The sequence below is a fragment of the Mycobacterium sp. genome (genome assembly GCF_049683935.1).
Classification (GTDB): domain Bacteria; phylum Actinomycetota; class Actinomycetes; order Mycobacteriales; family Mycobacteriaceae; genus Mycobacterium.
Window position 1 is genome coordinate 1 of sequence record NZ_JBAUJR010000091.1, and the last position, 25,671, is coordinate 25,671.

General features: G+C 67.4%; 26 protein-coding genes and 1 pseudogene. 16 read left to right on the forward strand and 11 right to left on the reverse strand.

The genetic code is table 11. The features are described 5' to 3' along the window. Positions 1 to 588 (forward strand): alpha/beta hydrolase (locus WA965_RS05065; RefSeq protein ID WP_526447179.1); only part of this gene is annotated, 588 nt, incomplete at its 5' end. Here WA965_RS05065 and WA965_RS05070 read toward each other — a convergent pair. After that, positions 585 to 1,052, reverse strand: a complete 468-nt coding sequence (locus WA965_RS05070; RefSeq protein ID WP_526297670.1) for an SRPBCC family protein — start codon at positions 1,050 to 1,052, stop codon at positions 585 to 587. The genes WA965_RS05065 and WA965_RS05070 overlap by 4 nt on opposite strands. 68 nt (positions 1,053 to 1,120) lie before the next feature. On the opposite strand from WA965_RS05070, the gene WA965_RS05075 reads away from it, so the two are divergent. Then, positions 1,121 to 2,287 (forward strand): acyl-CoA dehydrogenase family protein, encoded by a 1,167-nt coding sequence (locus WA965_RS05075; protein WP_526297672.1) that lies wholly within the window; start codon positions 1,121 to 1,123, stop codon positions 2,285 to 2,287. Here WA965_RS05075 and WA965_RS05080 read toward each other — a convergent pair. Next, positions 2,284 to 3,216 (reverse strand): LLM class flavin-dependent oxidoreductase, encoded by a 933-nt coding sequence (locus tag WA965_RS05080; protein WP_526297674.1) that lies wholly within the window; start codon positions 3,214 to 3,216, stop codon positions 2,284 to 2,286. The two genes, WA965_RS05075 and WA965_RS05080, sit on opposite strands and share 4 nt — an antisense overlap. Before the next feature lie 120 nt (positions 3,217 to 3,336). Between WA965_RS05080 and WA965_RS05085 the strand changes: the two genes are divergently transcribed. Beyond that, complete coding sequence (locus WA965_RS05085; RefSeq protein WP_526297676.1) at positions 3,337 to 4,257, forward strand: LLM class F420-dependent oxidoreductase; 921 nt, start codon at positions 3,337 to 3,339, stop codon at positions 4,255 to 4,257. Between the two features lie 9 nt (positions 4,258 to 4,266). Here WA965_RS05085 and WA965_RS05090 read toward each other — a convergent pair whose 3' ends face one another. Together WA965_RS05090 and WA965_RS05095 are read right to left on the reverse strand one after the other, a co-directional pair. Beyond that, positions 4,267 to 5,283, reverse strand: a complete 1,017-nt coding sequence (locus WA965_RS05090) for an NADP-dependent oxidoreductase (protein WP_526297678.1) — start codon at positions 5,281 to 5,283, stop codon at positions 4,267 to 4,269. A gap of 137 nt (positions 5,284 to 5,420) precedes the next feature. Beyond that, entirely contained in the window at positions 5,421 to 6,104 is a 684-nt protein-coding gene (locus tag WA965_RS05095) for a DUF427 domain-containing protein (protein WP_526297680.1), read from the reverse strand. Between the two features lie 259 nt (positions 6,105 to 6,363). Between WA965_RS05095 and WA965_RS05100 the strand changes: the two genes are divergently transcribed. Both WA965_RS05100 and WA965_RS05105 read left to right on the forward strand, forming a co-directional pair. Continuing rightward, on the forward strand, positions 6,364 to 7,803 hold the full coding sequence (locus WA965_RS05100; protein WP_526297708.1) for a WS/DGAT/MGAT family O-acyltransferase: 1,440 nt from the start codon (positions 6,364 to 6,366) through the stop codon (positions 7,801 to 7,803). A 167-nt stretch (positions 7,804 to 7,970) separates the two neighbouring features. Continuing rightward, entirely contained in the window at positions 7,971 to 8,555 is a 585-nt protein-coding gene (locus WA965_RS05105; RefSeq protein ID WP_526297682.1) for a hypothetical protein, read from the forward strand. A gap of 7 nt (positions 8,556 to 8,562) precedes the next feature. Here WA965_RS05105 and WA965_RS05110 read toward each other — a convergent pair whose 3' ends face one another. Further along, positions 8,563 to 8,817, reverse strand: a complete 255-nt coding sequence (locus WA965_RS05110; protein WP_526297684.1) for a DUF2631 domain-containing protein — start codon at positions 8,815 to 8,817, stop codon at positions 8,563 to 8,565. 109 nt (positions 8,818 to 8,926) lie between these two features. Between WA965_RS05110 and WA965_RS05115 the strand changes: the two genes are divergently transcribed. Then, positions 8,927 to 9,775, forward strand: coding sequence for a mycofactocin-coupled SDR family oxidoreductase (locus tag WA965_RS05115; RefSeq protein ID WP_526297686.1), 849 nt, complete (start codon positions 8,927 to 8,929; stop codon positions 9,773 to 9,775). 8 nt (positions 9,776 to 9,783) lie between these two features. On the opposite strand, the gene WA965_RS05120 is transcribed toward WA965_RS05115, so the two are convergent. Beyond that, on the reverse strand, positions 9,784 to 11,130 hold the full coding sequence (locus WA965_RS05120; protein ID WP_526297688.1) for a cryptochrome/photolyase family protein: 1,347 nt from the start codon (positions 11,128 to 11,130) through the stop codon (positions 9,784 to 9,786). Positions 11,131 to 11,189: 59 nt separating this feature from the next. Here WA965_RS05120 and WA965_RS05125 point away from each other — a divergent pair, with 59 nt between their 5' ends. Together WA965_RS05125 and puuE are read left to right on the forward strand one after the other, a co-directional pair. Then, positions 11,190 to 12,065 (forward strand): TIGR03619 family F420-dependent LLM class oxidoreductase, encoded by an 876-nt coding sequence (locus tag WA965_RS05125; protein WP_526297690.1) that lies wholly within the window; start codon positions 11,190 to 11,192, stop codon positions 12,063 to 12,065. 59 nt (positions 12,066 to 12,124) lie between these two features. After that, positions 12,125 to 13,045, forward strand: coding sequence for an allantoinase PuuE (gene puuE / locus WA965_RS05130; protein WP_526297692.1), 921 nt, complete (start codon positions 12,125 to 12,127; stop codon positions 13,043 to 13,045). A gap of 28 nt (positions 13,046 to 13,073) precedes the next feature. On the opposite strand, the gene WA965_RS05135 is transcribed toward puuE, so the two are convergent. Together WA965_RS05135 and WA965_RS05140 are read right to left on the reverse strand one after the other, a co-directional pair. Then, complete coding sequence (locus tag WA965_RS05135) at positions 13,074 to 13,655, reverse strand: fasciclin domain-containing protein (RefSeq protein WP_526297694.1); 582 nt, start codon at positions 13,653 to 13,655, stop codon at positions 13,074 to 13,076. Positions 13,656 to 13,885: 230 nt separating this feature from the next. Beyond that, the gene (locus tag WA965_RS05140) at positions 13,886 to 14,572 is read right to left on the reverse strand and encodes a fasciclin domain-containing protein (RefSeq protein ID WP_526297696.1); all 687 of its coding nucleotides are present in this window, start codon (positions 14,570 to 14,572) and stop codon (positions 13,886 to 13,888) included. Between the two features lie 187 nt (positions 14,573 to 14,759). On the opposite strand from WA965_RS05140, the gene dxr reads away from it, so the two are divergent. The 7 genes from dxr (at position 14,760) to WA965_RS05175 (ending at position 22,580) form a co-directional block, all read left to right on the forward strand. Then, positions 14,760 to 15,932 carry a 1-deoxy-D-xylulose-5-phosphate reductoisomerase gene (gene dxr / locus WA965_RS05145; protein ID WP_526447181.1) on the forward strand — a complete coding sequence of 391 codons (1,173 nt, stop codon included), beginning with the start codon at positions 14,760 to 14,762 and terminating at the stop codon, positions 15,930 to 15,932. Between the two features lie 21 nt (positions 15,933 to 15,953). Beyond that, on the forward strand, positions 15,954 to 17,195 hold the full coding sequence (locus WA965_RS05150) for a M50 family metallopeptidase (protein ID WP_526297700.1): 1,242 nt from the start codon (positions 15,954 to 15,956) through the stop codon (positions 17,193 to 17,195). Between the two features lie 14 nt (positions 17,196 to 17,209). Beyond that, positions 17,210 to 18,361: a flavodoxin-dependent (E)-4-hydroxy-3-methylbut-2-enyl-diphosphate synthase gene (ispG, locus tag WA965_RS05155; RefSeq protein ID WP_526297710.1), complete on the forward strand. Its 1,152-nt coding sequence runs from the start codon at positions 17,210 to 17,212 to the stop codon at positions 18,359 to 18,361. Between the two features lie 58 nt (positions 18,362 to 18,419). Next, complete coding sequence (locus tag WA965_RS05160) at positions 18,420 to 19,274, forward strand: GNAT family N-acetyltransferase (protein ID WP_526447183.1); 855 nt, start codon at positions 18,420 to 18,422, stop codon at positions 19,272 to 19,274. 27 nt (positions 19,275 to 19,301) lie between these two features. Further along, a complete protein-coding gene (locus WA965_RS05165) occupies positions 19,302 to 19,967 on the forward strand; it encodes a GNAT family N-acetyltransferase (protein ID WP_526299474.1) in 666 nt (221 codons plus the stop codon). 129 nt (positions 19,968 to 20,096) lie between these two features. Continuing rightward, positions 20,097 to 21,911, forward strand: coding sequence for a penicillin-binding transpeptidase domain-containing protein (locus WA965_RS05170; RefSeq protein ID WP_526299476.1), 1,815 nt, complete (start codon positions 20,097 to 20,099; stop codon positions 21,909 to 21,911). A 66-nt stretch (positions 21,912 to 21,977) separates the two neighbouring features. Then, complete coding sequence (locus tag WA965_RS05175; RefSeq protein WP_526299478.1) at positions 21,978 to 22,580, forward strand: DUF1707 domain-containing protein; 603 nt, start codon at positions 21,978 to 21,980, stop codon at positions 22,578 to 22,580. Positions 22,581 to 22,586: 6 nt separating this feature from the next. Here the strand turns inward: WA965_RS05175 and WA965_RS05180 are convergent, their stop codons facing one another. Next, entirely contained in the window at positions 22,587 to 23,768 is a 1,182-nt protein-coding gene (locus tag WA965_RS05180; protein WP_526299480.1) for a sulfotransferase, read from the reverse strand. Then, positions 23,765 to 24,796, reverse strand: a complete 1,032-nt coding sequence (locus WA965_RS05185; RefSeq protein ID WP_526299518.1) for a DUF1214 domain-containing protein — start codon at positions 24,794 to 24,796, stop codon at positions 23,765 to 23,767. Before WA965_RS05185 ends, WA965_RS05180 begins: the two co-directional genes overlap by 4 nt. A gap of 82 nt (positions 24,797 to 24,878) precedes the next feature. On the opposite strand from WA965_RS05185, the gene WA965_RS05190 reads away from it, so the two are divergent. Beyond that, a complete protein-coding gene (locus WA965_RS05190) occupies positions 24,879 to 25,481 on the forward strand; it encodes a TetR family transcriptional regulator (protein ID WP_526299482.1) in 603 nt (200 codons plus the stop codon). Positions 25,482 to 25,569: 88 nt separating this feature from the next. On the opposite strand, the pseudogene WA965_RS05195 reads toward WA965_RS05190, so the two are convergent. After that, a pseudogene (locus WA965_RS05195) lies at positions 25,570 to 25,671 on the reverse strand (phenylacetic acid degradation protein); the annotation flags it as partial.

Genomic DNA, 25,671 nt, shown 5'->3' on the forward strand with positions numbered 1-25,671 from the left:
AATTACCGCCTGGCGCCGGACGATCCGTTCCCGGCAGCGTTGGATGATGCGATCGCCGTCCTCGAGTGGGCGGCAGGCAGTGCTGCGGCCCTGGGCATCGATTCCGAGGCTCTGGCAGTGGCCGGAAGCAGCGCGGGGGCCGCCCTCGCTGCCCGGCTGGCCCAGCGCGCTGCCGCCGGAATGGCGCCGACGCTTGTGTTCCAGCTGTTGCACCAACCCGTGCTCGACAACCGGCCGACACCGTCGAAGGACGAGTTCACCGCCACCCCCGGATTCGACGGTCCCGCGGTCGAATGGATGTGGCGTCACTACCTGGCAGATACCCGGGCGACCGCGGATGCGGCCCCTGCGCGTGCGGACGACCTGACCTCCCTACCCGGTGCGCTGATCACCTGCTCGGAACTCGATCCGCTCCGCGACGAGGCGATCGACTATGCGCTGCGGCTGATGTGGGCCGGGGTCACCACCGAGCTGCACGTCTTCCCGGGCACCTGTCACGGGTTCGATTCTCTGGTGCCCGACGGGGAGACGAGCTCGCAGCTCTTCGAGATCCAGGGTGCGGCGCTGCGGCGGGCCCTGCTGCGCTAAGCCAACTCTCGGGCGACCGCCTGATGGTAGGCGTCGATGTGGGCCGGGTTGACCGTGCGGAAGAAGCCATCCGGTAGCGGTGAGTCCTTGAACGCCTCGACGGTCATGGTGCGGCTGAACAATGTGATGCCCTCGCCGGGACGGGTGAACTTGTATTGCACGGTGATCCGGCCCGGCATGCCACCGGTGCCGTCGGCGTCGTGGCCGAGATTGCCGACGGAGTTGAACATCCACAGCTTCGGACGCATCGCGATCGCGAGGTGCCAGGTGAAGATACGCGTGCCGTCGGGACCGTTCTCGGTCCAGGTGTCACCCACCGCGAGTGGCAGTTTCTCGGGCACCGTGCCGACGTGCGCGCTACCCGGGTAGGTCTTCGGCCAATTGGCCGGGTTCGTCACGAAGTCGTAGATCTCCTCCGGAGATTGGGTGAATGCCGTCTCCGACGTCGTCGTCACGATCCCCACAGTGGCCGCCCTTCTTCCTGGTCCAGCACAGCTTTACAAAGTATCGCCGGAATGTCACGCTGCTGGGCATGGACTTCTCCGAGGTAGAGCTGTCCCACGAGGATCGGGAGTTCCAGGCGGAGCTACGTTCGTTTCTCGCCTCGGTGGTGACCGACGACGTCATCCGCCGCGATCGCATCACCGGGGACAACTTCGACGAAGGCGTCCATCTGGCGCTCGGGGCGGCCGGATACCTCGAACGCGACTGGCTGCCCGAGGCGGCCGGAGGCTTCACTGCGGTGCGTCGCCGGATCTGGGAACTCGAGATCGGCCGCGTGCATGCACCGTGGTTCCACTGGGGCACCACGTCGATGGTCGCCACCGCGGTGAACCGGTTCGGGTCGCCCGAACTGAAGGACGAGGTACTCGGCAAGGTGCTGAGTGGGCACCACCGACTGTGTCTGGGCTACACCGAGCCGGAAGGCGGCTCAGACGTGGCGACCTGCAAGACCCGCGCGGTGCGCGACGGAGCGGGCTGGGTTGTCAATGGCTCCAAGATGTTCACGTCCAACGCCCACCATGCCCAGTACGTCTTCCTGATCACCAACACCGACCCCGCGGCCGCCAAGCATCAGAGCCTGACGATGTTCCTGGTCCCTCTCGATTCGCCGGGAGTGGACATCCAGCCCATCCGCACCGTCGACGGCGACCGCACCAATATTACCTTCTACAGCGATGTCCGGATCGACGACAGGTACCGGGTCGGCCCCGTCAACGGCGGCTGGGCGGTGCTCCGCGAGGCGCTCAATGCCGAACACGGCACGGTGGAACTCGACGACAGCGGCCTGCACAAGCTCGCGGTGATGACCGAGCATGCGTTGTTGCTCGCCGAAGCGGTTGACACGATCGCCGGTGAAGCCGACATCTCCGAGGGTTCCGTCGGATACCGGTTGGGCCGCAGCGTCGCTCGAATGGAGGTCGCTCTGAGCACCCCGGGGATGTTCGGCCGCGTGGCGATCGCCCAGACCCTTCGTGACCTCACCCCCGATCTGATGGACATCCTCGGCGCCCCGTCGAGCCTGCCGAGGGGGACCGGCGGCGCTGCCGGCGACGGGGGAGCGGAGTACGTGTTCCGACTGGCGTCACCCACCGGTGTCTATGGAGGCACGCTCGAGGTGTTCCGCAACATGATCGCCCAGCATGCGCTCGGTCTGGGCCGGCCCCAGTACGCACCGCCTGCCGATCGGTGCAGCTAGAGTCGGGCGATCACCTCCGATGACAGCAACTCCAGCGTCTCGTCGGAACAGCGGTCGTGGGTGAACAGCACGATCTGACCGAACCCCATCGCGATGAGCTCACCGAGGCGGTCGACCACTGCCGGTGGGGTGCCGATCAACCCCGCCTCGTGCAGACCGAATCCAGGGACGCCGAAACGCTTTTCGGCAAGGCTGCGGACCTTCGGCAGCGATGCGTCGTCCGGAGCCAGTGCCATCACCGCCTCGACAGAGAGCACGATGGTCTGCGGATCGCGACCGATGTCCTCGCAGATCGACCGGAGCACCGAGATCTTGTGCCCGATGTCGCCCAGCGCGTAGGTCGGTACGTTCCACACGTCGGCGTAGCGCGCCACCAGTGGCAGCGTGAACTTCTCGCCGACCCCGCCGACCACGATCGGCGGACGGGGCGTCTGGACCGGCCCGGGTTTGATCGGCATGTCCGAGACGGTGAAGTGCTTGCCGGAGAAATTGATCCGCTCACCTGAGAAGACCTGGTGCAGGATCTCCAGCGTCTCGCCCAGACGTGCCGACCGCTCGGCGAAGGTGCCCCACTCCAATCCGGCACGGTGGTGCTCGTCGTCGATCGAACCGCTGCCGATTCCCAGCGCGAGGCGACCCTGCGATATCTGGTCCAGCGTGGTCGCCATCTTGGCCAGCGTGACCGGATGGCGAAACTGGTTGCACAGCACCATGTGTCCGATCCGGATCCGCTCGGTACGGGCGAGCAGGGCGGTGGCCAGTGTCCATGCCTCCATGGACGGGTAGTCCGGCATTCCCGGTCCGTAGAGGTGGTCGTAGAGCCACAGCGAGTCCAGGCCGAGTTCCTCGCACCGCAGCGTGCGGTGCAGCATGTCGTCGAACGACAAGCCCATCTGGGGCAGATACACGCCGATCTCGGGCCTGCTCATATCGGTGGCTCCATCTTCCTGGCGCGGGTATCGCTGTACATTGTGCCGCCTGCATGGTAACGACATTCTCAATATTGGAGAAGAAAGTTCTGGTCCGCGCCGAGCCGAGGAGAGCTGAGCATGCAGTTCGCCATCACCCATCCGATGCACAGCCATCCGTACAACCCGGAGCTCGTCACCGGGTCGGGCATCGCGCGGGTGGCCGCCGCCGCCGAGGCTGCGGGTTTCGGCGGTTTCGGGTTCACCGACCACCCCGCGCCCTCGCAGCGGTGGCTGGAGGCCGGCGGGCATGATGCGCTCGACCCGTTCGTCGCAATGGGATTCGCAGCAGCTCACACGACGACGATGCGGCTGATCCCGAACATCGTCGTGCTGCCGTACCGCAACCCCTTTGTGGTGGCGAAGGCAGGCGCGACGCTGGACCTGGTGTCGGGTGGGCGGTTCACGCTGGCGGTCGGTGTGGGGTACCTCAAGCGCGAGTTCGCCGCGCTCGGTGTGGATTTTGACGACCGGGCCGCACTGTTCGAGGAGTCCCTCCAGGTCATCAGACAGATCTGGACCACCGAGGACGTGTCTGTCGACGGGCAGCACTTCAGCGCCAAGGGCATCACCGCGCACCCGAAGCCGATCAGCGCACCCCATCCGCCGATCTGGATAGGCGGCAACACCTCTGCGGCCCGTGCGCGGGTGGCGACCCATGGCCAGGGTTGGTGTCCGTTCCGGGCGCCCGCGGCACTCGCGGCGACGGCGCGCACCGCAACTCTCGACTCGGTCGCGAGCCTCGCCGCCGGAATCGACGATCTGCACCGCCGCCTCGAGGCCACCGGTCGTGACCCCGCCGGTGTCGACGTCACCTTCACCAACGGGGTCGGCGGCAGCCCGGGCGACGACGCCTTCGACGCCGACGCGTTCCTCGCCGGGGTCGCTGACCTCGAGAAGGTCGGGGTGACATGGATTCAGGTGTCGGTGCCCGGCGACAGCCTGGCGCACACGCTCGACGCGATCGAAGAGTTCGGCACCTCGGTCATCACGCAGCGGTAGGTGACGGGGTCAGGCGCCGCCGACCCGGACCAGCGTCTTGCCGATGTTGGCCCCGGTGAACAGACCGTTGAGCGCGTCGACGCACGACTCGATGCCCTCGAAGATGTGCTCACGGTGCACCAGCAGACCCTCGTCGTCCCACTGCCGCAGGGCGGCGAAGGCCTCGTCGAAGCGGCCCCATTCGTCCAGGGCGTTGAAGCCCTGCATCGTCGCCGTCTTGGCCAGCAGGTTCACGTAATTCGGCGGCCCGGGATGCTCGCCGTTGAGGTAGCTGGAGATCACACCGCAGAGCACCACCCGCGCCTTGTGGGCCAGTCGGCCGAGCACGGCATCGAGAATGGGACCTCCGACATTGTCGAAGTAGACGTCGATCCCGCGCGGACATTCCCTTTTCAGAGCTGCCGGCAGCCCGTCCCGGCGGTAGTCGATGCACGCGTCGAAACCGAAGTCCTGCACCACCGCTCGGCACTTGTGCGGTCCGCCGGCGATGCCCACCACGCGGGCACCCGCGATCTTGGCGATCTGCCCGGCGATCGACCCGGTGGCGCCCGCGGCGGCCGACACCACCACGGTCTCGCCCGGCTGCGGCCGGCCGACCCCACTCATACCGAAGTACGCGGTGGCGCCGGTGGGTCCGTACACCGACATGACGGCACGCTGATCCACTTGGTCGCCGGGACCCGGCACCGGTGTGGTGAACAGGTCGTCGCGCACGATCGTGTACTCCTGGAACCCCGTCAAGGTGGTCACGACATCACCGACGGCGTAGGCGGCACATCGCGACGCCACGACCTCACCGATTCCTGCCGCCCGGATGCACTCGCCCAGCTGCACCGGTGGCAGGTAGCTCGGCTGGTCGTCCAGCCACGTCCTGACCGCGGCGTCCAACCCCACATAGGTGGTGCGCACCAGGGCTTCACCCTCGGCGGGCTCGGGGGCGGTCCCTGTCACCAACTCGGTGTCCTCGGGCGCAACCAAACCCTTTGGGCGGCGGCGCAACAGGATCTGGCGGTTCGTCGTCGGCACCCGGGTGAACCTACCGAAGGTGTGGCATCACCGGACCCGCTTCGGGGAACTGCCGGTCGGTCGCCTGCCGGAATTGCATTCCGGCAGGCCGCGACTCACATTTCCGCTGCTGGAACGCAATTCCGGCGGAAGATCGGTCAGGGGCGGGGCTGCGGCAGCCCGGCGCGCACGTCGAGCTTGGTCTCGTCGAAGCTCAGCATGCCCTTGATCGGCAGGCTCTCGGGAAGCGGCTCGTCGTAGCTCCACGCCGCGTCGTCGACGACGGCGCCGTCCACGGTCACGCTCCAGTAGGTCGCGAACCCCTTGTAGTTGCAGTAGCTGGTTGTCGGCGATCGTCGTAGCAGTTCGGTCCGCACCAGGGAGGGGTCGACGTAGAGCCGGGGTGGCAGCGCAGTCTCGAACAGGATCACCGTGTCGACGGTGTCGACCAGCGTGGTGTCCGCCACGTCGACGCGCAGACCCCGGGTCGTCGGACGACAGTCCACCCGGTGGTAGGGGTTGGGTGGGTAGTGCACCAGCCGCCGACCCTCTTCGAGCCAGATGTCGACATCGGTCCACGGCACCACCACGTAACCGGGAGCTTCGGGCACCGGCGTCGCCGGCAGGCCACCGATCTCGTCAGCGGCGAACGCGAAGCTCAACGGGTGGCCCCGGCGATGCACGAGCAGCGCGCGTTCGGTGTCGATCACCGCGTGGCCGTCCCGGATCGCCTGTATGCGCCGCGGATGCGGCTCGATGTAGACGAGGTCGTCGGCGATCGGCGGGGTGAGCCGGCCCGCGCGGTCGCGGCTGAGCGGACCACTTCCGGCGACCAGACTCATCGGGAACTCCCGGCGGCGCCGCTGTTGTTCATCCTCACACCGTGACTCTACAAACTCTGAATGCACGACTTTACAAACCCTGACCCCGATGTCATGCCCAGTGCGGCCGGGTTCGACGATGCCGATGGCGATTGTGGCAACACGCGGTGTCAGTTTGGGCGAAGACGCCCTCTGCGGCGCCAAACCCCTGTGGAATGGGTACCAGGATCACGGCCTCCGCCTGGGGGTGCGACGGTGGGTCGAAACGAACGGGGTGCAGGTGAAGCGGCTCAACGGCGTGGACGCCATGATGCTGTACAGCGAGACGCCGGAGATCCACATGCACACCCTCAAGATCGGTGTGCTCGACGTCTCCGAGGTCGAGGGCTACGACTTCGACCTCTTCCGTGCGGTCGCCGGGGTGCGCCTGCACGCGCTGGCGCCGCTGCGTTATCAACTGATCGACATCCCGTTGAAGTTCCATCACCCGATGTGGGTGCAGAACGCCGAGATCGATCTCGACTACCACCTCCGCAGAGCGCGGGTCGCCGCTCCGGGCGGGCGTCGTGAACTCGACCAGCTGATCGGGGAGATCGCCGGTACGCCGTTGGACAGGCGCTATCCGCTGTGGGAGATGTACATCGCGGAGGGCTTGGCGGACAACCGCATCGCGATCATTCACAAGGTCCACCATGTGCTGGCCGACGGGGTCGCCTCGGCCAATCAACTGGCCATGGCGCTCCAGCCGCACGAGCCGCAGGTGAGCGGTGCGCTCGCTGCCACGGATGCGGCAACGCGAACACCTGCGAGCCTCCTCACGGCGGCCGGGCGCGACCACGTGCGCTTGATTCGGCGACTGCCGCGGCTGATGAAGGAGACCGCCACCGGCGTTGCGCGGGTCCGCGAGAAGACCAGGGAGCGTGGGCGAAATCCCGACCTGGCGCGTAATTTCGCCCCACCCCCGACGTTCATCAACCACGTCGTCACCCCGGGACGGCGGTTCGCGACCGCGCCGTTGTCGCTGGCCGACGTCAAGGAGACGGCCAAGCATCTCGGCGTCACCCTCAACGACATCGTGCTCGCGACGGCCGCGGGCGCCCTGCGACAGCTTCTGTTGCGCTACGACAGCAAGGCCGACTTCCCGTTGATCGCCGGCGTGCCGGTGAGCTTCAATACCTCGCCGCAACGGCTGACCGGCAACGAATTCACCTACATGACACCGTCATTGCCTGTCCATGTCGACGACCCACTCGAACGGGTCAGGCTCACGGCGACGGCGACGTCGATCGCGAAGGAGAATCACCAGCTGCTCGGTCCGACCCTGATCCCGTCCTGGCTGTCGTACCTGCCGCCGGGTGTCACGCCGGGGATCTTCCGCACGCAGGCACGGCGGGTCGAATCCGCCAGCGTGATGAACCTGACGATCTCCAATGTGCCGGGACCCCGGCAGCGGGGCGTCATCCAGGGCGCGACGGTCGACGAGATCTACTCGGTCGGGCCGATCGTCGCCGGCAGCGGAATGAACATCACCGTCTGGAGCTACGTCGATCAACTGTCCATCTCGGTGCTCACCGACGATCGCACGGTCGACGATCCGCACGAGGTCACCGACGCGATGATCGAGGCGTTCGTCGCGATCCGCGGGGCGGCGGGTCTGTCCGAAGCGCTCACGCCCATCACCACGGCGTTGCCGTTGGCGCCTGCGAATCATCTCCACTGAGAGTTGTCCGCGACATCCTGCGGAAACCGTTGCTTCGGAGGCGCATTGGGGGTGTCCCGCAGCGGCCACCGCCCGGCACCGGTGATGCGCACTCTTTACAGATCTCCGAAGAAGTGTCACGCTGTCTGAGGCGCGACACCGGCGGCGCCGAAGGGTGGCTTGATGCGTTGACGAATCGCGATGGGTCGGGCGTGGCCGCGCCGCGGTGGCGCTCCGACGGTGACTCCGCTGCCGAGAGCGGCCTGCATCGTTATCGGCTCGTCGTGCTCGGGACCGGCGTGAGCGACGTCGTCGAGTCCGTCGGCGGATTCCTCTGCGACCGGGCCCGAGCGGGCTGGGATGTCAGCGTGCTGCTGACTCGCCCCTGCGATATGCGTCCGCTGGCGGTGCTCGGAGTCGGCGCGCAGGAACTCGACACCGACGTCGCAGCGGTGCTCCGTGGGCTTTCGGGGGCGGCAGCGATCGCGGTCGGTGCCGACCTGCTGACCGATGACGTGCTGGTCCGAGACGACGTGGCGCGCGTAGTGGCCGAAGGGCTGACCGAGGTCATCGTCTGGGGCCGGCCAGGATCCGATGGCTTCGGAGACCGCCTCGAACCCGCTGCCCACCCGCTGAGCGTGGCGGCGACGGCATTCAAGCGGCACGCTCTTGTTGCGGCCGGTCGCTGCGAGGTCAGCGCCGATGGAGTGGCATCCGATGAGGTGTTGTTCCGGCTACACGAGCGGGATGGCCGCCGGCTGCATTCGGTCTGAGCCGGAACTACCTGGTGGCGCTGTTGCGGCCCACGTACCAGCTGCGGGCGACCACGCCGAGGACCAGTGCCGCGAAGCCGACGAGGAACCAGTCCTCGACGCGCCCCGTGTGATTGCCGTGCAGCATCAGCAGCAGAAACGCGGCCCCCATCAGGCCACCGATCTGAATGATGCGGGGATTCTCCTTGGACCAGCCCCACTCGGCGGACGGCACGTCCTCGACGTCGACGCCGGTATGACGTTCCACCTCGGTGTTTGCCACGGCTGCTCCTTATGATCGGGCGGCTTGTGGGTCAATTCTGACACAGGTCTACTACCGCCGGACGTAGAGTCGCGGGTTGCGCAGTGGTGGCGCAGTAGGCTCGCCGATCATGGCATCACAACTCGCGCCCGGGATCTTCACGGACAAGGTCGTCTTCGTCACCGGAGCCGCCCGTGGGCAGGGGCGCGCACATGCCATCCGGTTCGCCGAGGAAGGCGCCGACGTCATCGCCTTCGATCTGTGCGATCAACTCGACAGCGTCGCGTACCCGATGGCGACCCCGGAGGATCTCGAGGAGACGGTGCGCCTGGTCGAGAAGACCGGTCGGCGGATCGTGGCCGAGCGCGGCGACGTCCGCGATCGTGACCGGTTGGCCGAAGTGGTCGCCCGGGGGGTCGAGGAGTTCGGGCGTCTCGACTTTGTGCTCGCCAACGCGGGCATTCTGCCCGCAGCCGGCGCGCAGGGCCGCGACATCACCGCGTTCACCGACGCCGTCGGCGTGATGCTCAACGGCGTCTATTTCACCGTCGACGCCGCCCTTCCGGCGATGCTGGACAATCCCGACGGGGGAGCCGTCGTCATCACCAGTTCGGCGGCCGGGTTCAAGTCCGTCAGCACCGATTTCGACAGCATGAGCCACGGGGCGGCCGGCTACACCGCCGCCAAGCACGGCGTCGTCGGCCTGATGCGGCACTTCGCGACGTCGCTGGCGAGCAGGAACATCCGGGTCAACTCGGTACACCCCGGCGGCGTCGCCACTCCCATGGTCCTCAACGAGGCCATGGCCGGTTTCGTCGCCGAGCATCCGTCGTTCGGCGAGTCGCAGCGGCCGCTGCTGACGATCCCGATGATGGAGCCGGGCGACGTCAGCGAGACGATGGTCTACCTCTGCGGACCGGCGGGCCGGCACCTGACCGGGGTGGCGTTGCCGGTGGACGCCGGGTTGATGCTCAAGTAGTCGGACGCTCAGCTCAGGGCGCCGTACCGGCGAAGCGCCTCCTGCCGTTCCTGGGCGTGGTCGACGATGGGTTCGGGGTAGCCGTCCGGCCGGTTGCCGTCCAGCTTGTGCACGTCCACCGCGGCATCGAGGTCGGCCAGTTCGGAGACGTAGCGACGCACGTAGTCGCCTGAGGGATCGAACTTCGAACCCTGGGTGGTCGGGTTGAACACGCGGAAGTACGGCGCCGCGTCGGTTCCACATCCGGCAGCCCACTGCCACCCGTGCTGGTTGTTGGCCATGTCGCCGTCGACCAGTTGCTCGAGGAACCAGCGGGCGCCCCACTGCCACGGCAGGTGCAGGTCCTTGACGAGGAACGATGCCACGATCATCCGGACCCGGTTGTGCATGAACCCGGTCTCGGCGAGCTGACGCATGCCGGCGTCGACGATCGGAAAGCCCGTCCTGCCGGCCTTCCACGCTTCGAACGCCTGCTCTGCGTCGCTGCCCTCATCGACCTCGATGCGGTCGAAGGACTTGTTCCAGTTCCACCACACGCTGTCGGGCCATTCGTTGACCACCGAGGCGTAGAAGTCGCGGAACGCCAACTCCCGCAGGTACGCCTGCGCACCCTTGCCCTGACCCAGATCGGCTGCCATCGTTCGCGGATGGATGGTGCCGAACTTCAGGTGCGCCGACATTCTGCTGGTGCCGTCGAGGTCCGGGCGGTTGCGATCGTCGGAGTAACCCGCGAGTCCGGCGCCGGTGAACTCCTCCCACTGCCGCCGGGCGGCCTGCTCACCGGCCGGCAGTTCGAGCACGACGCCGGGATCGGGGATGTCGACGATGGTGGTTTTTCCGGAGACCTCCGCCGGGTCGATCCAGCTCGCGGAGCCCGCCCCGGACTCGGCAGGGGCACGCCAGCCGTGCTTGCGCCAGGACGCGAAGTACGGGGTGAACACCTTGTACGGCGTTCCGTCGTCCTTGGTGACCCGGCCCGGCGACACCAGATACGGCGATCCCGTCGCCACCATCTCGACGTCGCCGAGTGCGTCGCGCACCTGCTGGTCCCGGCGCTGTCCGAACGGGGTGAAGTCCTCGGACACGTGCACCGACGTGGCTTTGACGGCCTTGGCCAGCAACGGAATCCGGTTCTTCGGGTCACCGCGGGTGATCAGCAGTCGCCCGTCGAGAGCGTCGCGCAGGTCGCGGAGCGCGTCGTAGAGGTACTGCAATCTGCGGGGGCCGGCCGAGGCCTTCAACCGGGGGTCCAGCACGTAGCAGGCGAGCACGTCTCCGTCGACGTCGGCGGCGGCGAGCAGGGCGGGCAGGTCGGACAGTCGCAGATCGCGACGGAACCACAACAGTGCAGGCATGGCATTGATGCTGCCCGCAATGTCCGATAAAGAAACTAGGGACCGAGGAAAGGCAGCGGATGCAATTCTGGAGCGGCACCCCGTTCATGGCCGTAGCTGACGCGATCGAGGTCGCAAAGCTACTCGACGAAGCCGGTTTCGACGGGGTCATCTGTGCCGACCACATGATCTATCCGCGTGCGCTGATGTCGAGCTACCCCGATTCGCCCGACCGGAAGCCGCCCTGGTCGCCCGAGACCGGCTGGCCGGACCCTTGGGTGCTCACCGGTGCGATGGCGGCGGTCACCACCCGGTTGCGGTTCTCCAACGCGATCTACGTGGCGCCCGCCCGACCTCTGCTGGCAGTGGCCAAGCAGGTCGCCACCGCCTCCGTGATCTCCGGCGGACGGGTTTCGCTCGGGGTCGGCGTGGGTTGGATGCGGGAGGAGTACGCCCTGATGGGCCAGGATTTCCAGAACCGTGGCCGACGACTGGACGAGATGATCCCGGCATTGCGAGCGCTGTGGGGCGGTGGGTGGGTGTCGTGGAGCGGCGAGCACTACCAGGTTCCCGAGATGATGATCGAACCCCACCCGCCGGGCCCGGTGCCGATCCTGTGCGGCGGCGAATCCGAGGCCGCACTGCGCCGCGCGGCGCGACTGTGCGACGGCTGGGTCGGTTATGCCTACGGCTGGGACGACGCGGTGGGGTATGCGCGACGGCTGGGCGAGTTGCGCCGTGAGTACGGACGCGGGGACGAACCGTTCGACATCCTGCTGGCGCTGCTCGAGCCCCCGACTCCGGACCTCTACAAGCGCGCCGACGACGTCGGCATCACCGCGGTGATGTGCGCACCGTGGATGGGCGACACGAACGTCCGCGGCGGTGGGGTCGACCGATTCCGCGACCCCATCAACAGGTTCGCCGAGACGATCATCGCCGAAGTCCGGCGCTGAGAAGGGACGACGCCGCACGCGGGCCGACGGAGGCGCTGCGCGCCTGCCAGAATGCCTGAATGACCCTGGGCCCTGCCGGCAGCTATCCGCGGGACATGATCGGCTACGGCCCGCACCCGCCTCACCCGCAGTGGCCCGACGATGCCGTGATCGCGGTGCAGTTCGTGCTGAACTACGAGGAGGGTGCGGAGAGCAACGTGCTCCACGGGGACCCGGCGTCAGAGACATTCCTGTCCGAAATTACTGCCGCTCAACCGTTTCCGAACCGCCACCTGAGCATGGAGTCGCTGTACGAGTACGGCTCGCGGGCCGGGCTGTGGAGAGTGCTTCGGGCCTTCGACCGGCGCGGGTTGCCGCTGACCGTCTTCGGGGTGGCGCTGGCGCTGGCGCGCAATCCCGAGGCCGTGTCGGCATTCCGGGAGCGCGGTGACGAGATCGCCTGCCACGGCTTGCGTTGGATCAGCTATCAACTCGTCGAACCCGAGGTCGAGCGCGCGCACCTCGTCGAGGCCGTGGAATTGATGACCGAGGTGACCGGGCAGGCCCCGCTCGGCTGGTACACCGGGCGCGATTCGCCGCAGACACGTCGGCTCGTGGTCGAACACGGCGGCTTCGTCTACGATTCGGATTCCTACGCCGACGATCTGCCGTACTGGACCGCGGTGGACGGGACGAACCATCTGGTCGTCCCGTACACCTTGGACACCAACGACATGCGCTTCGCGATCGCGGGCGGGTTTCCCACCGGCGAACAGTTCTTCGCGCATCTGCGCGACGCCTTCGACGTGCTGTACGCCGAGGGGGCGGCCGGAGCCCCGAAGATGCTCTCGATCGGGCTGCACTGCCGACTGGTGGGTCGGCCCGCCCGCATCGCGGCGCTGGAGAGGTTTCTCGACCACGTGCAATCCCATGAGCGGGTCTGGATCACCCGTCGCATCGACATCGCACGTCACTGGATCGAGCACTTCCCAGCGCCGTGACCGCGCCCCGCGGCGTTGCGCCTCGGTGTCACATCGGAGGCATCAGCACCGTGTCGATGAGGTAGACCTTGGCATTGGCGGTCTGCACGCCACCACAGACCACGGAGGCGTCATTGACCATGAGGTGGTTGGGCTCACCGGTGACCGTCAACTCGGCGCCCTGCACCGTCGGATGGGTCCCGATGACCTGCATCGGGTCGGCCTGCCCCGGAACCACGTGGTAGGTCAGGATATTGGTCAGCAACGCCGAATCGGTCTTGAGCGTCTCGATGGTGGCGGGGTCGATCTTCGCGAACGCCTCGTCGGTGGGCGCGAACACCGTGAACTCGGCGCCGTTGAGGGTGTCGACGAGGTTCACCTCCGGGTTGAGCTGTCCGGAGACGGCCGCGGTCAGCGTGGTCAACAGCGGGTTGTTGGACGCGGCAACCGCGACCGGCGCCATCGCCATACCTTCAACCGAGCCCGCACCGGTGGGTACCTGCTCCACGTAGGCCGCACAACCGGGTCCGGCCGGCTGGGCGCCCGCCATCGGGGCCGATCCCAACGACAGGCCGATCGCCGCCGCCACGGCGAATCCCGTTCCCGCCAATGTTTTTCCGTTTACCGTCATGTCCTCGAGTTCCCTTCGTTCCAGCAACCGGCACTGCGGCCACTGTGGTGTACCGAATCGTTACCTCTGGTATTCGGCACGGGTTGCGGGACGGATGGGTGGTCTGCCTGAAGTTTGTCGGCATTTTCGCGGGATCGGCTCAACGGCAGGACATTCGAACACACAGAATCCCCCGGGCGCCGGGGGCGCACCGGGGGATTCTGGTTAGCTGTGCTGGTTAGCCGGGGTGCTTACTCGGCCGGGGGCATCAGCACCGTGTCGATCATGTACACGGTTGCGTTGGCGGTCTGCACGCCACCGCACACCAGGCCGGCGTCGTTGACCATGAGGTCATTGCCCGCACCGGTCACGGTGACGGTTGCGCCCTGAACCGTCTCGTGATCGCCGGCGACGGCGTCGGGTGCAGCCTGACCGGGCACCACGTGGTAGGTCAGGATGCTGGTCAACAGCTCCGAGTCGGTCTTCAGGGTCTCGAGAGTGGCCGGGTCGATCTTGGCGAACGCGTCGTCGGTCGGCGCGAACACGGTGAACTCGCTGCCGTTGAGCGTGTCGACGAGGTTCACGTCCGGGTTGAGCTGGCCGGAGAGCGCCTGGGTCAGCGTGGCGAGCATCGGGTTGTTCGACGCCGCGACGGTCACCGGATCCATGGCCATACCTGCCACCGAACCGGGGCCTTCCGGCACCTGCTCGGCATAGGCCGCGCAGCCGGAGCCGACCAGATTGGCGGCAGGATCGGCCATCGCGCTGGTCGTGGGGGTCTCCTCGGTGCCGGTCGCGGAGTCGACGGCCGACTCGGCCGCAGAGGTCGCCGAGGTCACGTTGCTCTCGGCTTCCTCGCTCGAACATGCCGCCGCGCCGAAGATGGCGAATGCGGCAAGACCCGCAACCGCAGCTGACTTCCGGTGAATTACCTTCATGTTTTCCTATCCCTTCATGAACGGACATGGTCGCCCGTCCTGAGCTGACACAGGTGATTCCCAGCTGTGGCCACGACGGATCGGTTTGCGAGGGCCATGTCACATTCACGTAATAAATCGCGGGCCGTCTCACCCGGTGGTTCGGACTCGCCCGCAGCGCGGCGGCCGCGAGCGTCACAATGGTCCGGTGAGCGCATCCGACGCACGGCTTCGTGTCCTCATCCTGGGTAGTACGGGATCCATCGGTACCCAGGCGCTCGAGGTGATCGCCGAGAACCCGGACCGTTTCGAGGTGGTCGGGCTCGCGGCCGGCGGGGGCAATCCCGATCTGCTCGCGCGGCAGCGCACGCAGACCGGGGTGACCAACATCGCCGTGGCCGATCCCGTGGCCGCCACGGCGCTCGGCGATGTCACCTACTCGGGACCAGAGGCGGTCACCCGGCTCGTCGAGGACACCGAGGCGGACGTCGTGCTCAACGCCCTTGTCGGAGCGCTGGGCCTCAAGCCGACACTGGCGGCCTTGACCAGCGGCGCGCGGCTGGCGCTGGCCAACAAGGAGTCCCTGGTCGCGGGCGGCCCGCTGGTGCTCAAAGCGGCCGCGCCCGGGCAGATCGTGCCTGTCGACTCCGAGCACTCGGCACTCGCGCAGTGCTTGCGGGGCGGTGCCGCCGATGAAGTGGCCGCGTTGGTCCTCACCGCCTCGGGAGGGCCGTTCCGGGGCTGGACCTCAGCGCAACTCGAGGACGTCACCCCCGAGCAGGCCGGCGCGCATCCCACCTGGTCGATGGGGCCGATGAATACGTTGAACTCGGCGTCGCTGGTCAACAAAGGCCTGGAGCTGATCGAGACCCACCTGCTGTTCGGCGTCGACTACGACCGCATCGAGGTGGTGGTGCACCCGCAGTCGATCGTGCACTCGATGGTGACCTTCACCGATGGCTCGACCCTGGCGCAGGCCAGCCCGCCCGACATGAAACTGCCGATCGCGCTCGCTCTGGGCTGGCCCTCTCGGGTCGCCGGCGCCGCGTCGGCATGTGATTTCACGACGGCCTCGAGTTGGGAGTTCGAACCGCTGGACAGCGCGGTCTTCCCGGCGGTCGACCTGGCCCGCGAAGCCGGTCGCGGCGGCGGATGTCTCACAGCGGTGTACAACGCCGCCAACGAAGAGGCGGCAGAAGCCTTCCTTCGCGGCCGCATCCCGTTCCCCGCGATCGTGAGAACCATTTCCGACGTGCTGCGCGCTGCCGACCAGTGGTCGTCTGAACCAGCTACCGTGGAGGACGTGCTCGACGCGCAGGATTGGGCCCGTGACCGGGCCCGGCGTGCCGTTGAGCGCGAACCCGCAGGTAGTAACCGGTAGCAGACAGGGATCCGACACCACATGATGTTCACGATCGGCATCGTGCTCTTCGCACTCGCCATTTTGCTGTCGGTTGCGCTGCACGAGTGCGGCCACATGTGGGTCGCGAGGGCGACCGGCATGAAGGTCCGCCGATACTTCGTGGGTTTCGGCCCGACTCTGTGGTCCACGCGCAGGCCCAACAAGCTGGGGGAGACCGAGTACGGCGTCAAGGCGGTCCCGCTGGGTGGCTTCTGCGACATCGCCGGTATGACCTCGGTCGAGGAACTGACGCCGGACGAGCGTCCCTACGCCATGTACCGGCAGAAGACCTGGAAGCGGGTCGCCGTCCTCGCTGCCGGGCCCGCCATGAACTTCGTCATCGGTCTGGTGTTGATCTACGGGATCGCGGTCATCTGGGGTCTGCCCAACCTCCACCCGCCCACCAACGCCATGGTGGGCGAGACGTCGTGCGTGAAATCTGAAGTCACACAGGGCAATCTGGGTGACTGCATCGCCTCCAGTCCGGCGGCGGCGGCCGGCATCCAGGCCGGCGACGTCGTCGTCGAGGTCGGTGACACCCCGGTGTCGTCCTTCGACGAGATGGTCACGGCCGTGCGCCCGCTGGACGGGCCGACGACCTTCACGGTGCAGCGTGACGAGGCCGGTCAGACCCGTGAGTTCACCACGCTGGTCGACGTCACCCCGAGCCAGCGCTTCGTCGCCGGTGACGACGGCGCGGCCGAGCCGGTCCCCACCGCCGTCGGCACCATCGGCGTGACCGGCGCCTATTTCGGGCCGACGCAGTACAACCCCCTCTCGGCAGTACCGGGGACTTTCGCCTTCACCGGCGACCTGGCGGTGGAGCTGGGCAAGGCGCTGGCCAAGATCCCCACCAAGATCGGCGCGCTGGTGGACTCCATCGGTGGCGGCGAGCGTGACCCCGAGACCCCGATCAGCGTGGTCGGCGCCAGCATCATCGGTGGCGACACCGTCGACGCCGGCTTGTGGGTGGCGTTCTGGTTCTTCCTCGCTCAGCTGAACTTCGTGCTCGGCGCCATCAACCTGGTTCCGCTGCTGCCGTTCGACGGCGGTCACATCGCGATCGCCGTGTACGAGAAGCTGCGCAACCTGATCCGGTCGGCGCGCGGCAGAGTGGCCGCCGCCCCGGTGAACTACCTCAAGCTGATGCCCGCGACCTATGTCGTGCTGGTGTTGGTGGCCGGCTACATGCTGTTGACCGTGACCGCAGACCTGGTCAACCCCATCAGACTCTTCCAGTAGGAGATTCCATGACCATGTCCATCGGGCTGGGGATGCCGGCGCCGCCGGCGCCGACCCTGGCTCCCCGCCGCAAGACCCGCCAGCTGATGGTCAAGGATGTCGGGGTCGGCAGCGACCATCCGATCGCGGTGCAGTCGATGTGCACCACCAAGACCCACGACATCAACGCGACGCTGCAGCAGATCGCGGAACTGACTGCCTCGGGCTGCGACATCGTGCGCGTGGCCTGCCCGCGTCAGGAGGACGCCGACGCGCTGCCGGCGATCGCCAAGAAGGCGAACATCCCAGTGATCGCGGACATCCATTTCCAGCCCAAGTACATTTTTGCCGCCATCGACGCAGGCTGTGCCGCAGTCCGCGTCAACCCGGGCAACATCAAGGAGTTCGACGGTCGGGTCAAGGAGGTCGCGAAGGCCGCCGGTGCGGCGGGCATCCCGATCCGCATCGGTGTCAACGCCGGATCGCTGGACCCTCGGTTGATGAAGAAGTACGGAAAGGCCACTCCTGAGGCCCTTGTGGAGTCGGCACTGTGGGAGGCCTCGTTGTTCGAGGAGCACGGCTTCGGCGACATCAAGATCAGCGTCAAGCACAACGATCCGGTCATCATGGTGGCGGCCTACGAACAGCTGGCCGCACAGTGCGACTACCCGCTGCACCTCGGGGTCACCGAGGCCGGGCCGGCCTTCCAGGGCACCATCAAGTCGGCCGTCGCCTTCGGGGCGCTGCTGTCCAAGGGCATCGGTGACACGATCCGGGTGTCGCTGTCGGCCCCGCCGGTCGAGGAGATCAAGGTCGGCAACCAGATCCTCGAGTCGCTGAACCTGAGGCCGCGCGGGCTGGAGATCGTGTCGTGCCCGTCGTGCGGACGCGCCCAGGTCGACGTCTACACGCTGGCCAACGAGGTGAGCGCCGGGCTGGAGGGCATGGAGATCCCGTTGCGGGTCGCGGTGATGGGTTGCGTCGTCAACGGGCCGGGCGAAGCCCGCGAAGCCGACCTCGGGGTCGCCTCGGGTAACGGCAAGGGGCAGATCTTCGTCAAGGGTGAGGTCATCAAGACCGTGCCCGAATCGCTCATCGTCGAGACCCTGATCGAGGAGGCGCTGCGAATCGCCGAAGAACGCGGTTCAGATGATGGCAGCGGTTCGCCCGTTGTGACCGTAAGCTGAGGTCCGGCCCCGACGTTGCGGGGCTTGCTGCTCAAGGTATGTCGCAGAAAGAGTCCAGATGTCGGCTCCTCCGCTTTTTCGCCTCGTTGACGAGCGAAGGGTGTCGGTGGTGCGCGACATCGTCGCGGTTCGCCGGGTACTCGACGACGATCCGGTCGCGTCGTGCATGGTTGCCTCCCGCGTCGCCGAGCACGGTATCGAGCCGTCGGGTATCGGTGGCGAACTGTGGACGCGACGCCGTGCCAGCGAATCACTGTGTTACGCCGGGGCGAACCTGATCCCGTTGCGGGGCGGGCTGAGCGATCTGAATGCGTTCGCCGACAAGGCCATGAGTCAGGCGCGCCGATGCTCGTCGCTCGTCGGCCGCGCCGAGTTGGTCCTGCCGATGTGGCAGCGCCTCGAACACGTCTGGGGCCCGGCCCGCGATGTCCGCGCGCACCAGCCCCTGATGGCGCTGAGCGGTGCGCCGGTGTCTGCGATCGATCCGGCGGTGCGGCCGGTCCGGATCGAAGAACTCGACGCCTATCTGGTGGCGGCCATCGACATGTTCATCGGCGAGGTCGGCATCGACCCGCGCACCGGGGACGGCGGCCGGGGCTACCGGCGCCGAGTCGCCGGGCTGATCGCCGCCGGCCGGGCGTGGGCCCGGTTCGAACGCGGTCAGGTCGTGTTCAAGGCGGAGGTCGGCTCGCAGTCACCTGCCGTGGGCCAGATTCAGGGCGTGTGGGTGCATCCGGACTGGCGTGGGCGTGGCATCGGGACCGCCGGGACCGCGGCACTGGCGGCCGCAATCGTGGGCAGCGGTCGCATCGCGAGTCTGTATGTCAACAGCTTCAACGCCGTCGCGCGGGCGACCTACGCCCGGATCGGTTTCAGCGAGGTCGGGTCGTTCGCGACCGTATTGCTGGACTGAACTCCGCGGCCGAATACTCTTCACTTCATGACCGAGCAGAACATCACGGTGGAGCGCCGGGCGATCGCCGGCGCGCTCGTCCGGGCACTCGAACGTCGACACGAGGTGCTCGACGTGGTGGTCGCATCCGATGACTACGACGCGGCGATCGAAGCCCTCGGCGACCTGCTCGGCACGTCGCCGGCGGCGGCCGAAGCCGTTCTGCGGTTGTCGTTCGACCGGCTCACCAAGGTTTCGCGGCGACGGATCGCCGCCGAATTGGAGAACCTCAGCAGTCGGGATCTGTCCTTCACGTCCACCGAACAGGCCGGAAGGTCCGCGCGCAGGTTGATGTTACGACCCTTCGCCGGCGACGTCGACCGGGACATCTTCGCCGCGCGTACCCACGATGTGCGGTCGGCCGGTGACGGAACCCCAACGCCGGCAGGGGATCTCGGCGACGAGATCCGTGATGCCATCGCCCGGGTCGCGGCCGAGGAGGCCGTGTGGCTGGTGGCCGAGGTCGGCGAGGCGAAAGTCGGCATGGTGTTCGGCGAACTGTGCGACGGCGAGGTCGACGTCCGAATCTGGATTCACCCCGAGCATCGCAAGCACGGCTACGGCACCGCGGCGCTGCGGACGTCCCGTTCGGAGATGGCCGCGTACTTCCCGGCGGTGCCACTGGTGGTGCGTGCGCCCGCCGCCGACGGCTAGGTGTCATCACCGCTGGGGGCCGGGTTGGGCGGGCCGCTTGGTGAACACCGACTGCAAAAGTCGGATCTCGGCGCGTCCGACGGTGCGCCTCCGCGGCAATGAGGTCTCGGGTTCGTAACATCAGCCTCAATGGCAACTTTGTTCTCATCCGTATCACGCGCAACGGGCCTGGCGATGGTGGCGGCGTTGGTCGTCGCGCTCGCGGCCTGCACCCCCCGGCCCAATGGCCCCGAACCCGCGGCCGAGGAGTTCTTCGCCGCGCTGGCGGTCGGTGACACGTCGACGGCCGCCGAGCTGAGCGACCGACCGGAGGCCGCGAGGGCGGCCCTCAACGAGGTGTGGGCAGGCCTGCAGGCCAGACGTCTGGACGCGCAGATACTGAGCACCAAGTTCGCCGAGGACACCGGAAGCGTCACCTACCGCTACACCTGGCATCTGCCCAAGGACCGCACGTGGACCTACGACGGACAGCTCAACATGGTCCGCGACGAGGGAAACTGGGAGGTCCGGTGGAGCGCCACCGGCGTGCACCCCAGGCTGGGGGAGAACCAGACGCTCGCCCTGCGCGCCGAGACACCCCGTCGGGCCTCGGTCAACGAACGCGGCGGCACCGACGTTCTGGTGCCCGGATACCGGTACCACTTCGCACTGGATGCCCGGGCTGCCGGAGTCGAACTGATGCCCACCGCGCGGGCAGTCGTCGGTGCCCTGCACCGTTTCGACAACACGCTGGATCCGCAGCGGCTCGCCGAACTGGCCAGCTCGAAGAAGAGCCCGTTGAGCCTGATCACACTGCGTCAGGTCGACCACGACGCGGTGGTAGGGGCCATCGGAGCGCTGCCGGGTGTGGTGATCACGCCCCAGCCCGAGATGGTGCCCACCGACGACACGTTTGCGCCGGCGCTGGTCAACCAGGTGAAGACGGCTGTCTCCGACGAACTCGACGGCACGGCCGGGTGGCGCGTGGTGACCGTCAACCAGAACGGCGTCGACGTCGACGTGCTGCACGAGGTGGCCGGCGACCCCGCGCCGTCGGTGACGATCAGTCTGGACCGCTCGGTGCAGAACGCCGCCCAGAACGCCGTCGACACGACCGGCAAGCAGGCCATGATCGTGGTCATCAAACCCTCGACCGGTGAGATCATGGCCGTCGCGCAGAACGCGTCCGCCGACCGGGAGGGCCCGATCGCCACGATGGGCCTGTTCCCGCCCGGGTCGACGTTCAAGATCGTGACCGCCGGAGCGGCCATCGAACGTGACATGGCCACGCCCAACACACTTCTCGGATGCCCGGGGCGAATGGACATCGGCCACCGGACGGTGCCCAACTACGGCGGTTTTGATCTCGGGACCGTGCCGATGTCGCGGGCGTTCGCCAGCTCGTGCAACACCACCTTCGCCGAGCTCGCCAGCAGGATGCCGCCCCGTGGCCTCACCCAGGCCGCTGCGCAGTACGGCATCGGCCCGGACTACAACATCGAGGGCATCGACACCGTCAGCGGGTCGGTACCGCCCACGGTCAACCTGACCGAACGCACCGAGGACGGGTTCGGCCAGGGCAAGGTGCTGGTCAGCCCCTTCGGCATGGCTATGGCAGCCGCGACCGTCGCTGCCGGCCGGACCCCGGTTCCGCACCTGATCGAGGGTCGCGACACCGAGATCACCGGTGAGGGCGCGCCCATCTCGCCCGCGGTGGTGGACAGTCTGCGGCCGATGATGCGGCTGGTAGTCACCAACGGCACCGCCGAGGACCTGCAGGGCGCGGGGGATGTGCGCGGCAAGACCGGGGAGGCCGAATTCGCGGGCGGGTCGCACTCGTGGTTCACCGGATACCGTGGCGACATGGCCTTTTCGGCACTGATCGTCGGAGGCGGCAGTTCGGAGTACGCAGTGCGGATGCTCAGGGGGATGCTCGACGAATTGCCGCCGGACTACCTCGGCTGAGAATCGCCGGGATCACACCGGGTTCTGCCGGTTGTCGCAGCTGACGGCGGTACCGTGGAGGACGCCATGACCGATATCAACCATGCCCACTCCGACGCGGTCGAGATGAGGATCTCCGACGCCGACCGCAACGGCACGCTGCGACGATTGCACAACGCCGTCGCACTCGGGCTGATCGACATCGGGGAGTTCGAGGAACGTTCGGCGATGGTGTCGCGGGCGCGGCTGCGCTCCGACCTCGACACCCTTGTGGGCGACCTGCCCGGCCCGGGTGCGATCGTGACGTCGGCGGCGGACCGAGTCGAGTTGCGGGGCGTGTTCGGATCCTTGAAGCGGCAAGGCGAATGGGTGGTGCCCAGCCGGTTGGCGCTGCACCGACGCATGGGGTCGGTCGACTTGGACCTGACCCGCGCTCGGTTCGCGGGACCGATCATCGTCATCGAACTCGACATGAAGTTCGGCGGCCTCGATCTGCGGCTTCCCGACGGTGCCAGCGCCTCCATCGACGACGTCGAGGTCAATGTGGGCAGCGCACACGACCACCGCAGAGACGCCCCCGCCGAGGGCAACCCGCACGTCATCCTCACCGGCAAGGTGGTGGGAGGCTCGGTGGACATCCGCGGTCCCCGCAAATCGTGGCGGCTGGGCCGCCCGCTTCGCTCGACGTAGCGGCGGCTACCTGATCGGCTCGTCGGGCACACCGTAGCGCTGCTGATACCCGCGCACCTGTTCACGCACCTTGTCGGCATCCAGGCCGGTGTCGGCCCATCGGTATCTGTTGCCACCGCGATCGCCGGGATGGGCCTCCAGGTACTTCCGCATCCGCAACTCGGCACCGGGTTCGAGATCGCGGCCGAGTTCGCGGTACAGCGTGGCGACAGTCGCCAGCGGATCACGCATGAAATCGGCGAACTGCACGTCGATCACCTTCTGTCCCGCCAGGGCGCCCGAGTCGCGCAGCGTCATGCCGCGTTCCAGCCCGACGATGATCTCCTCGCAGGACTGCGCTGCACAGTCGGTGATGGAGGAGTCGCCGGAGGCAAGCCTGCGCAGGTGATGGGTCAGGGCGCTGACCGACGAGATGACGTTGAGCGGGTCACGATGGGTCTGCACGATCAGTGCGTCGGGGTATTCGGCCACCAGCTTGTCGAGCTGCCACAGATGAGCGGGGGATTTGAGCAGCCATTGACATTCCGGCCCTGCGACAGCGGACTGCAAGTGCTGCAGGAACATCCGGTGATATCGGTAGGCCGGGCCATGGTCGGCCTCGTACAGCAGCCACCGGTAGTAACCGGGCAGCCGGTACTGCACCGAGAAGATCATGCTGCAGAACTGCGCAGCGGTGATGCGCACACACTCCTGCCCGACCAGAGCGCCCATCGGGTGGTGGGCCAGCAGACCAGGCACGATCTGCTCGGACATCTCCAGTGCGGCTTGCGTCTCGGCGATCCGCGGGTCGGTGTCGTAGGTTTCGGGCTGCGGTAACGGGTAGGGATTGTCGACCTCCCACGTCAGCGGTGGGCGCAGGGCGCGATCCTGGGACAGCAGGTCGAACAGGATCGTGGTGCCGGTTCGCGGCTGACCCACGATGAAGATGGGTCGGCACACGGGTCGGGTGCCGATATCGGGATGCTGTTTGCGCCACCGGACGATCTGCAGTCGGCCGGTCAACGCCCGGACGACGTCCATGGCGGCGATCTCGACGCCGAGGTCGTTGAGTCTGGCCTCGTGAACCAGCCCGTCGCACAACCGGGTCAGCCCCTCGCGCCAGGTGTCGTCGTCGCCGAAGTCGTCGCTGCCCGCGGTCTGGCACGACTGCTCGACGAGTCGGTCGGGATCGAGGCGTCCGGTGATCACGCCGTCGCTCCGCCAGGTCGCACCGTGGCTTGCACTGCCGGCGCATCGGGTTTGTCGAGCCACCGCAGGATGACGAATCCCCGCTGCCGGCCACCGGTGTCCAGCCAATGCCCGTGACCGAAATCTCTGGCGCCGATGGCGATCCGGACATTTCCGTCGTCGTCTGGCTCGACCCCCCTGTTGGTGACCGAGCTGTGCCGGTGGCGTGGTTCGAGGCACTCGTGCCAGATGTTCTCCAGCGTGATGTTCCAGTAGCGGGTCTCTGGTGGGACGAATTCGAGTATCAGTGATTCGTCGTCGGTCAGCGAGAAGGTGCCCATCATGTACAGGTTGTCGGGGGTGGTGTCCGCGGCCCCGAGTTCGGCAGCCGCGGCCGTCACCAGGGTGTTGGGCTGGGTCAGCAGTTCCGGCTTCACGGTGCGGTGCAGGGTGGCGAGCTTGACCATGGTCCACGCCATCGCGGTGAACGCCTCGGCTGCCGCCGCGTCGGAGATCGGTTGCAGCTCTGCGCCGTCCAGGCATTCGACGGCCATCGATGCGGGTTCTTCGTCGCGGCTGTCGCCGATGTACTCGCGCACCACGATCGCCGAGGCGTCGGTCGGGATCCGTACCCATTGTGCGTTGCCCAGGATATCGGGAGGTGGTTCGGACGGTGACAGTACGATCTCGAATGTGCCTGCTTCACAGTCGAGTTCGGTGTCGCTGAGGTAGCCGGCCATCCGCCGGGGTGTCAGGCCGGTGCCCGCGAGCACCTGGAACCCGAGATAGGCGGTGCTCCCGCGCGTTCCGGCGATGCGGTAGGCACGGTCACCACGAATCATGGCGAGCAGATATCGGCCGTCGGGATTGGGGCCGCCGATCATCCGGGTGTCGGTGCTCATGTCGAAGAAGTGCGGGCGGTGCGGGTCCGCCTCGACCGAGAGTTCGGTGCACAGCGCGCTCACCTTCGACAGCACACGAAGCCCCTCGAGTAACTCGCGTTCGCTGGTTGCCTCCTCGACGACCGCGGTGGTCAGGTCCGCGAGCATCTGCTGGACGAACCTCCAGGACTCCAGGGCCGCCGGCGCGTATTGATTGCTCTTCGCATCCACAATGAGACATAGTCTCATCATGGACGGCGTCTCAGGTGGAAAATCAACGGAGAGCTGGACCGTCCGCAGGCAACGTGCGACCCGGGCGCGGATCGCGGCCGCCGCCGCGCAGACCGTCTCCGACCACGGCCTGGCCGGTGTGACCGTCGAGCAGATCGCCGCCGCCGCCGAAGTCGGTCGTGCCACGTTCTTCCGCTACTTCAGCGCGAAGGAGGACGCGGTCGCCGACGGGATGACCGCCCACTGGCTGGATCGCATCACCGCGGCGATCGCCGCACAGCCGCCGGGGTCACCGGCCGCCGCGGCGGTGGTCATGGCATTCGAGGATCTCGGCGACGGATTCGATGCGATCAGCGAGCAGGTTCGCGACCTGGCGATGTTGACGCGCTCATCACCGGTGTTCAGCGCCTGGACGCTGCAGATCTACCTCAGGTACGAGGCCGTGATCGCCGATCTGGTCACACCCCGGTTCGCCGATCTGGTGCCCGACGATCCGCGGCCGCGACTGCTCGGCGCGTTGACGATGGCCTCGATTCGGATCGCCCTCGACGACTGGCTGAGGCACGGGGGATCGCTGCCGGCGCGGGTGCGCAGTGCACTCGCGGCACTCAGTGTCGACTGACGCCCATTCCGGCTCGGCACCGTTTTTTCGCCTCCGCCTCAGCACCGTTTTTTCGCCTGCGGCTCAGTACCGTTTTTTCGCCTCCGGCTCAGCGCGGCTCCAGGACGGCGAAGCTGAGCGTGGCGCGGGCGGCGAGCCTCCCGCGAGCCGCGTCGGTGACCTCCACCGCGATCACCGACAGACGCCGACC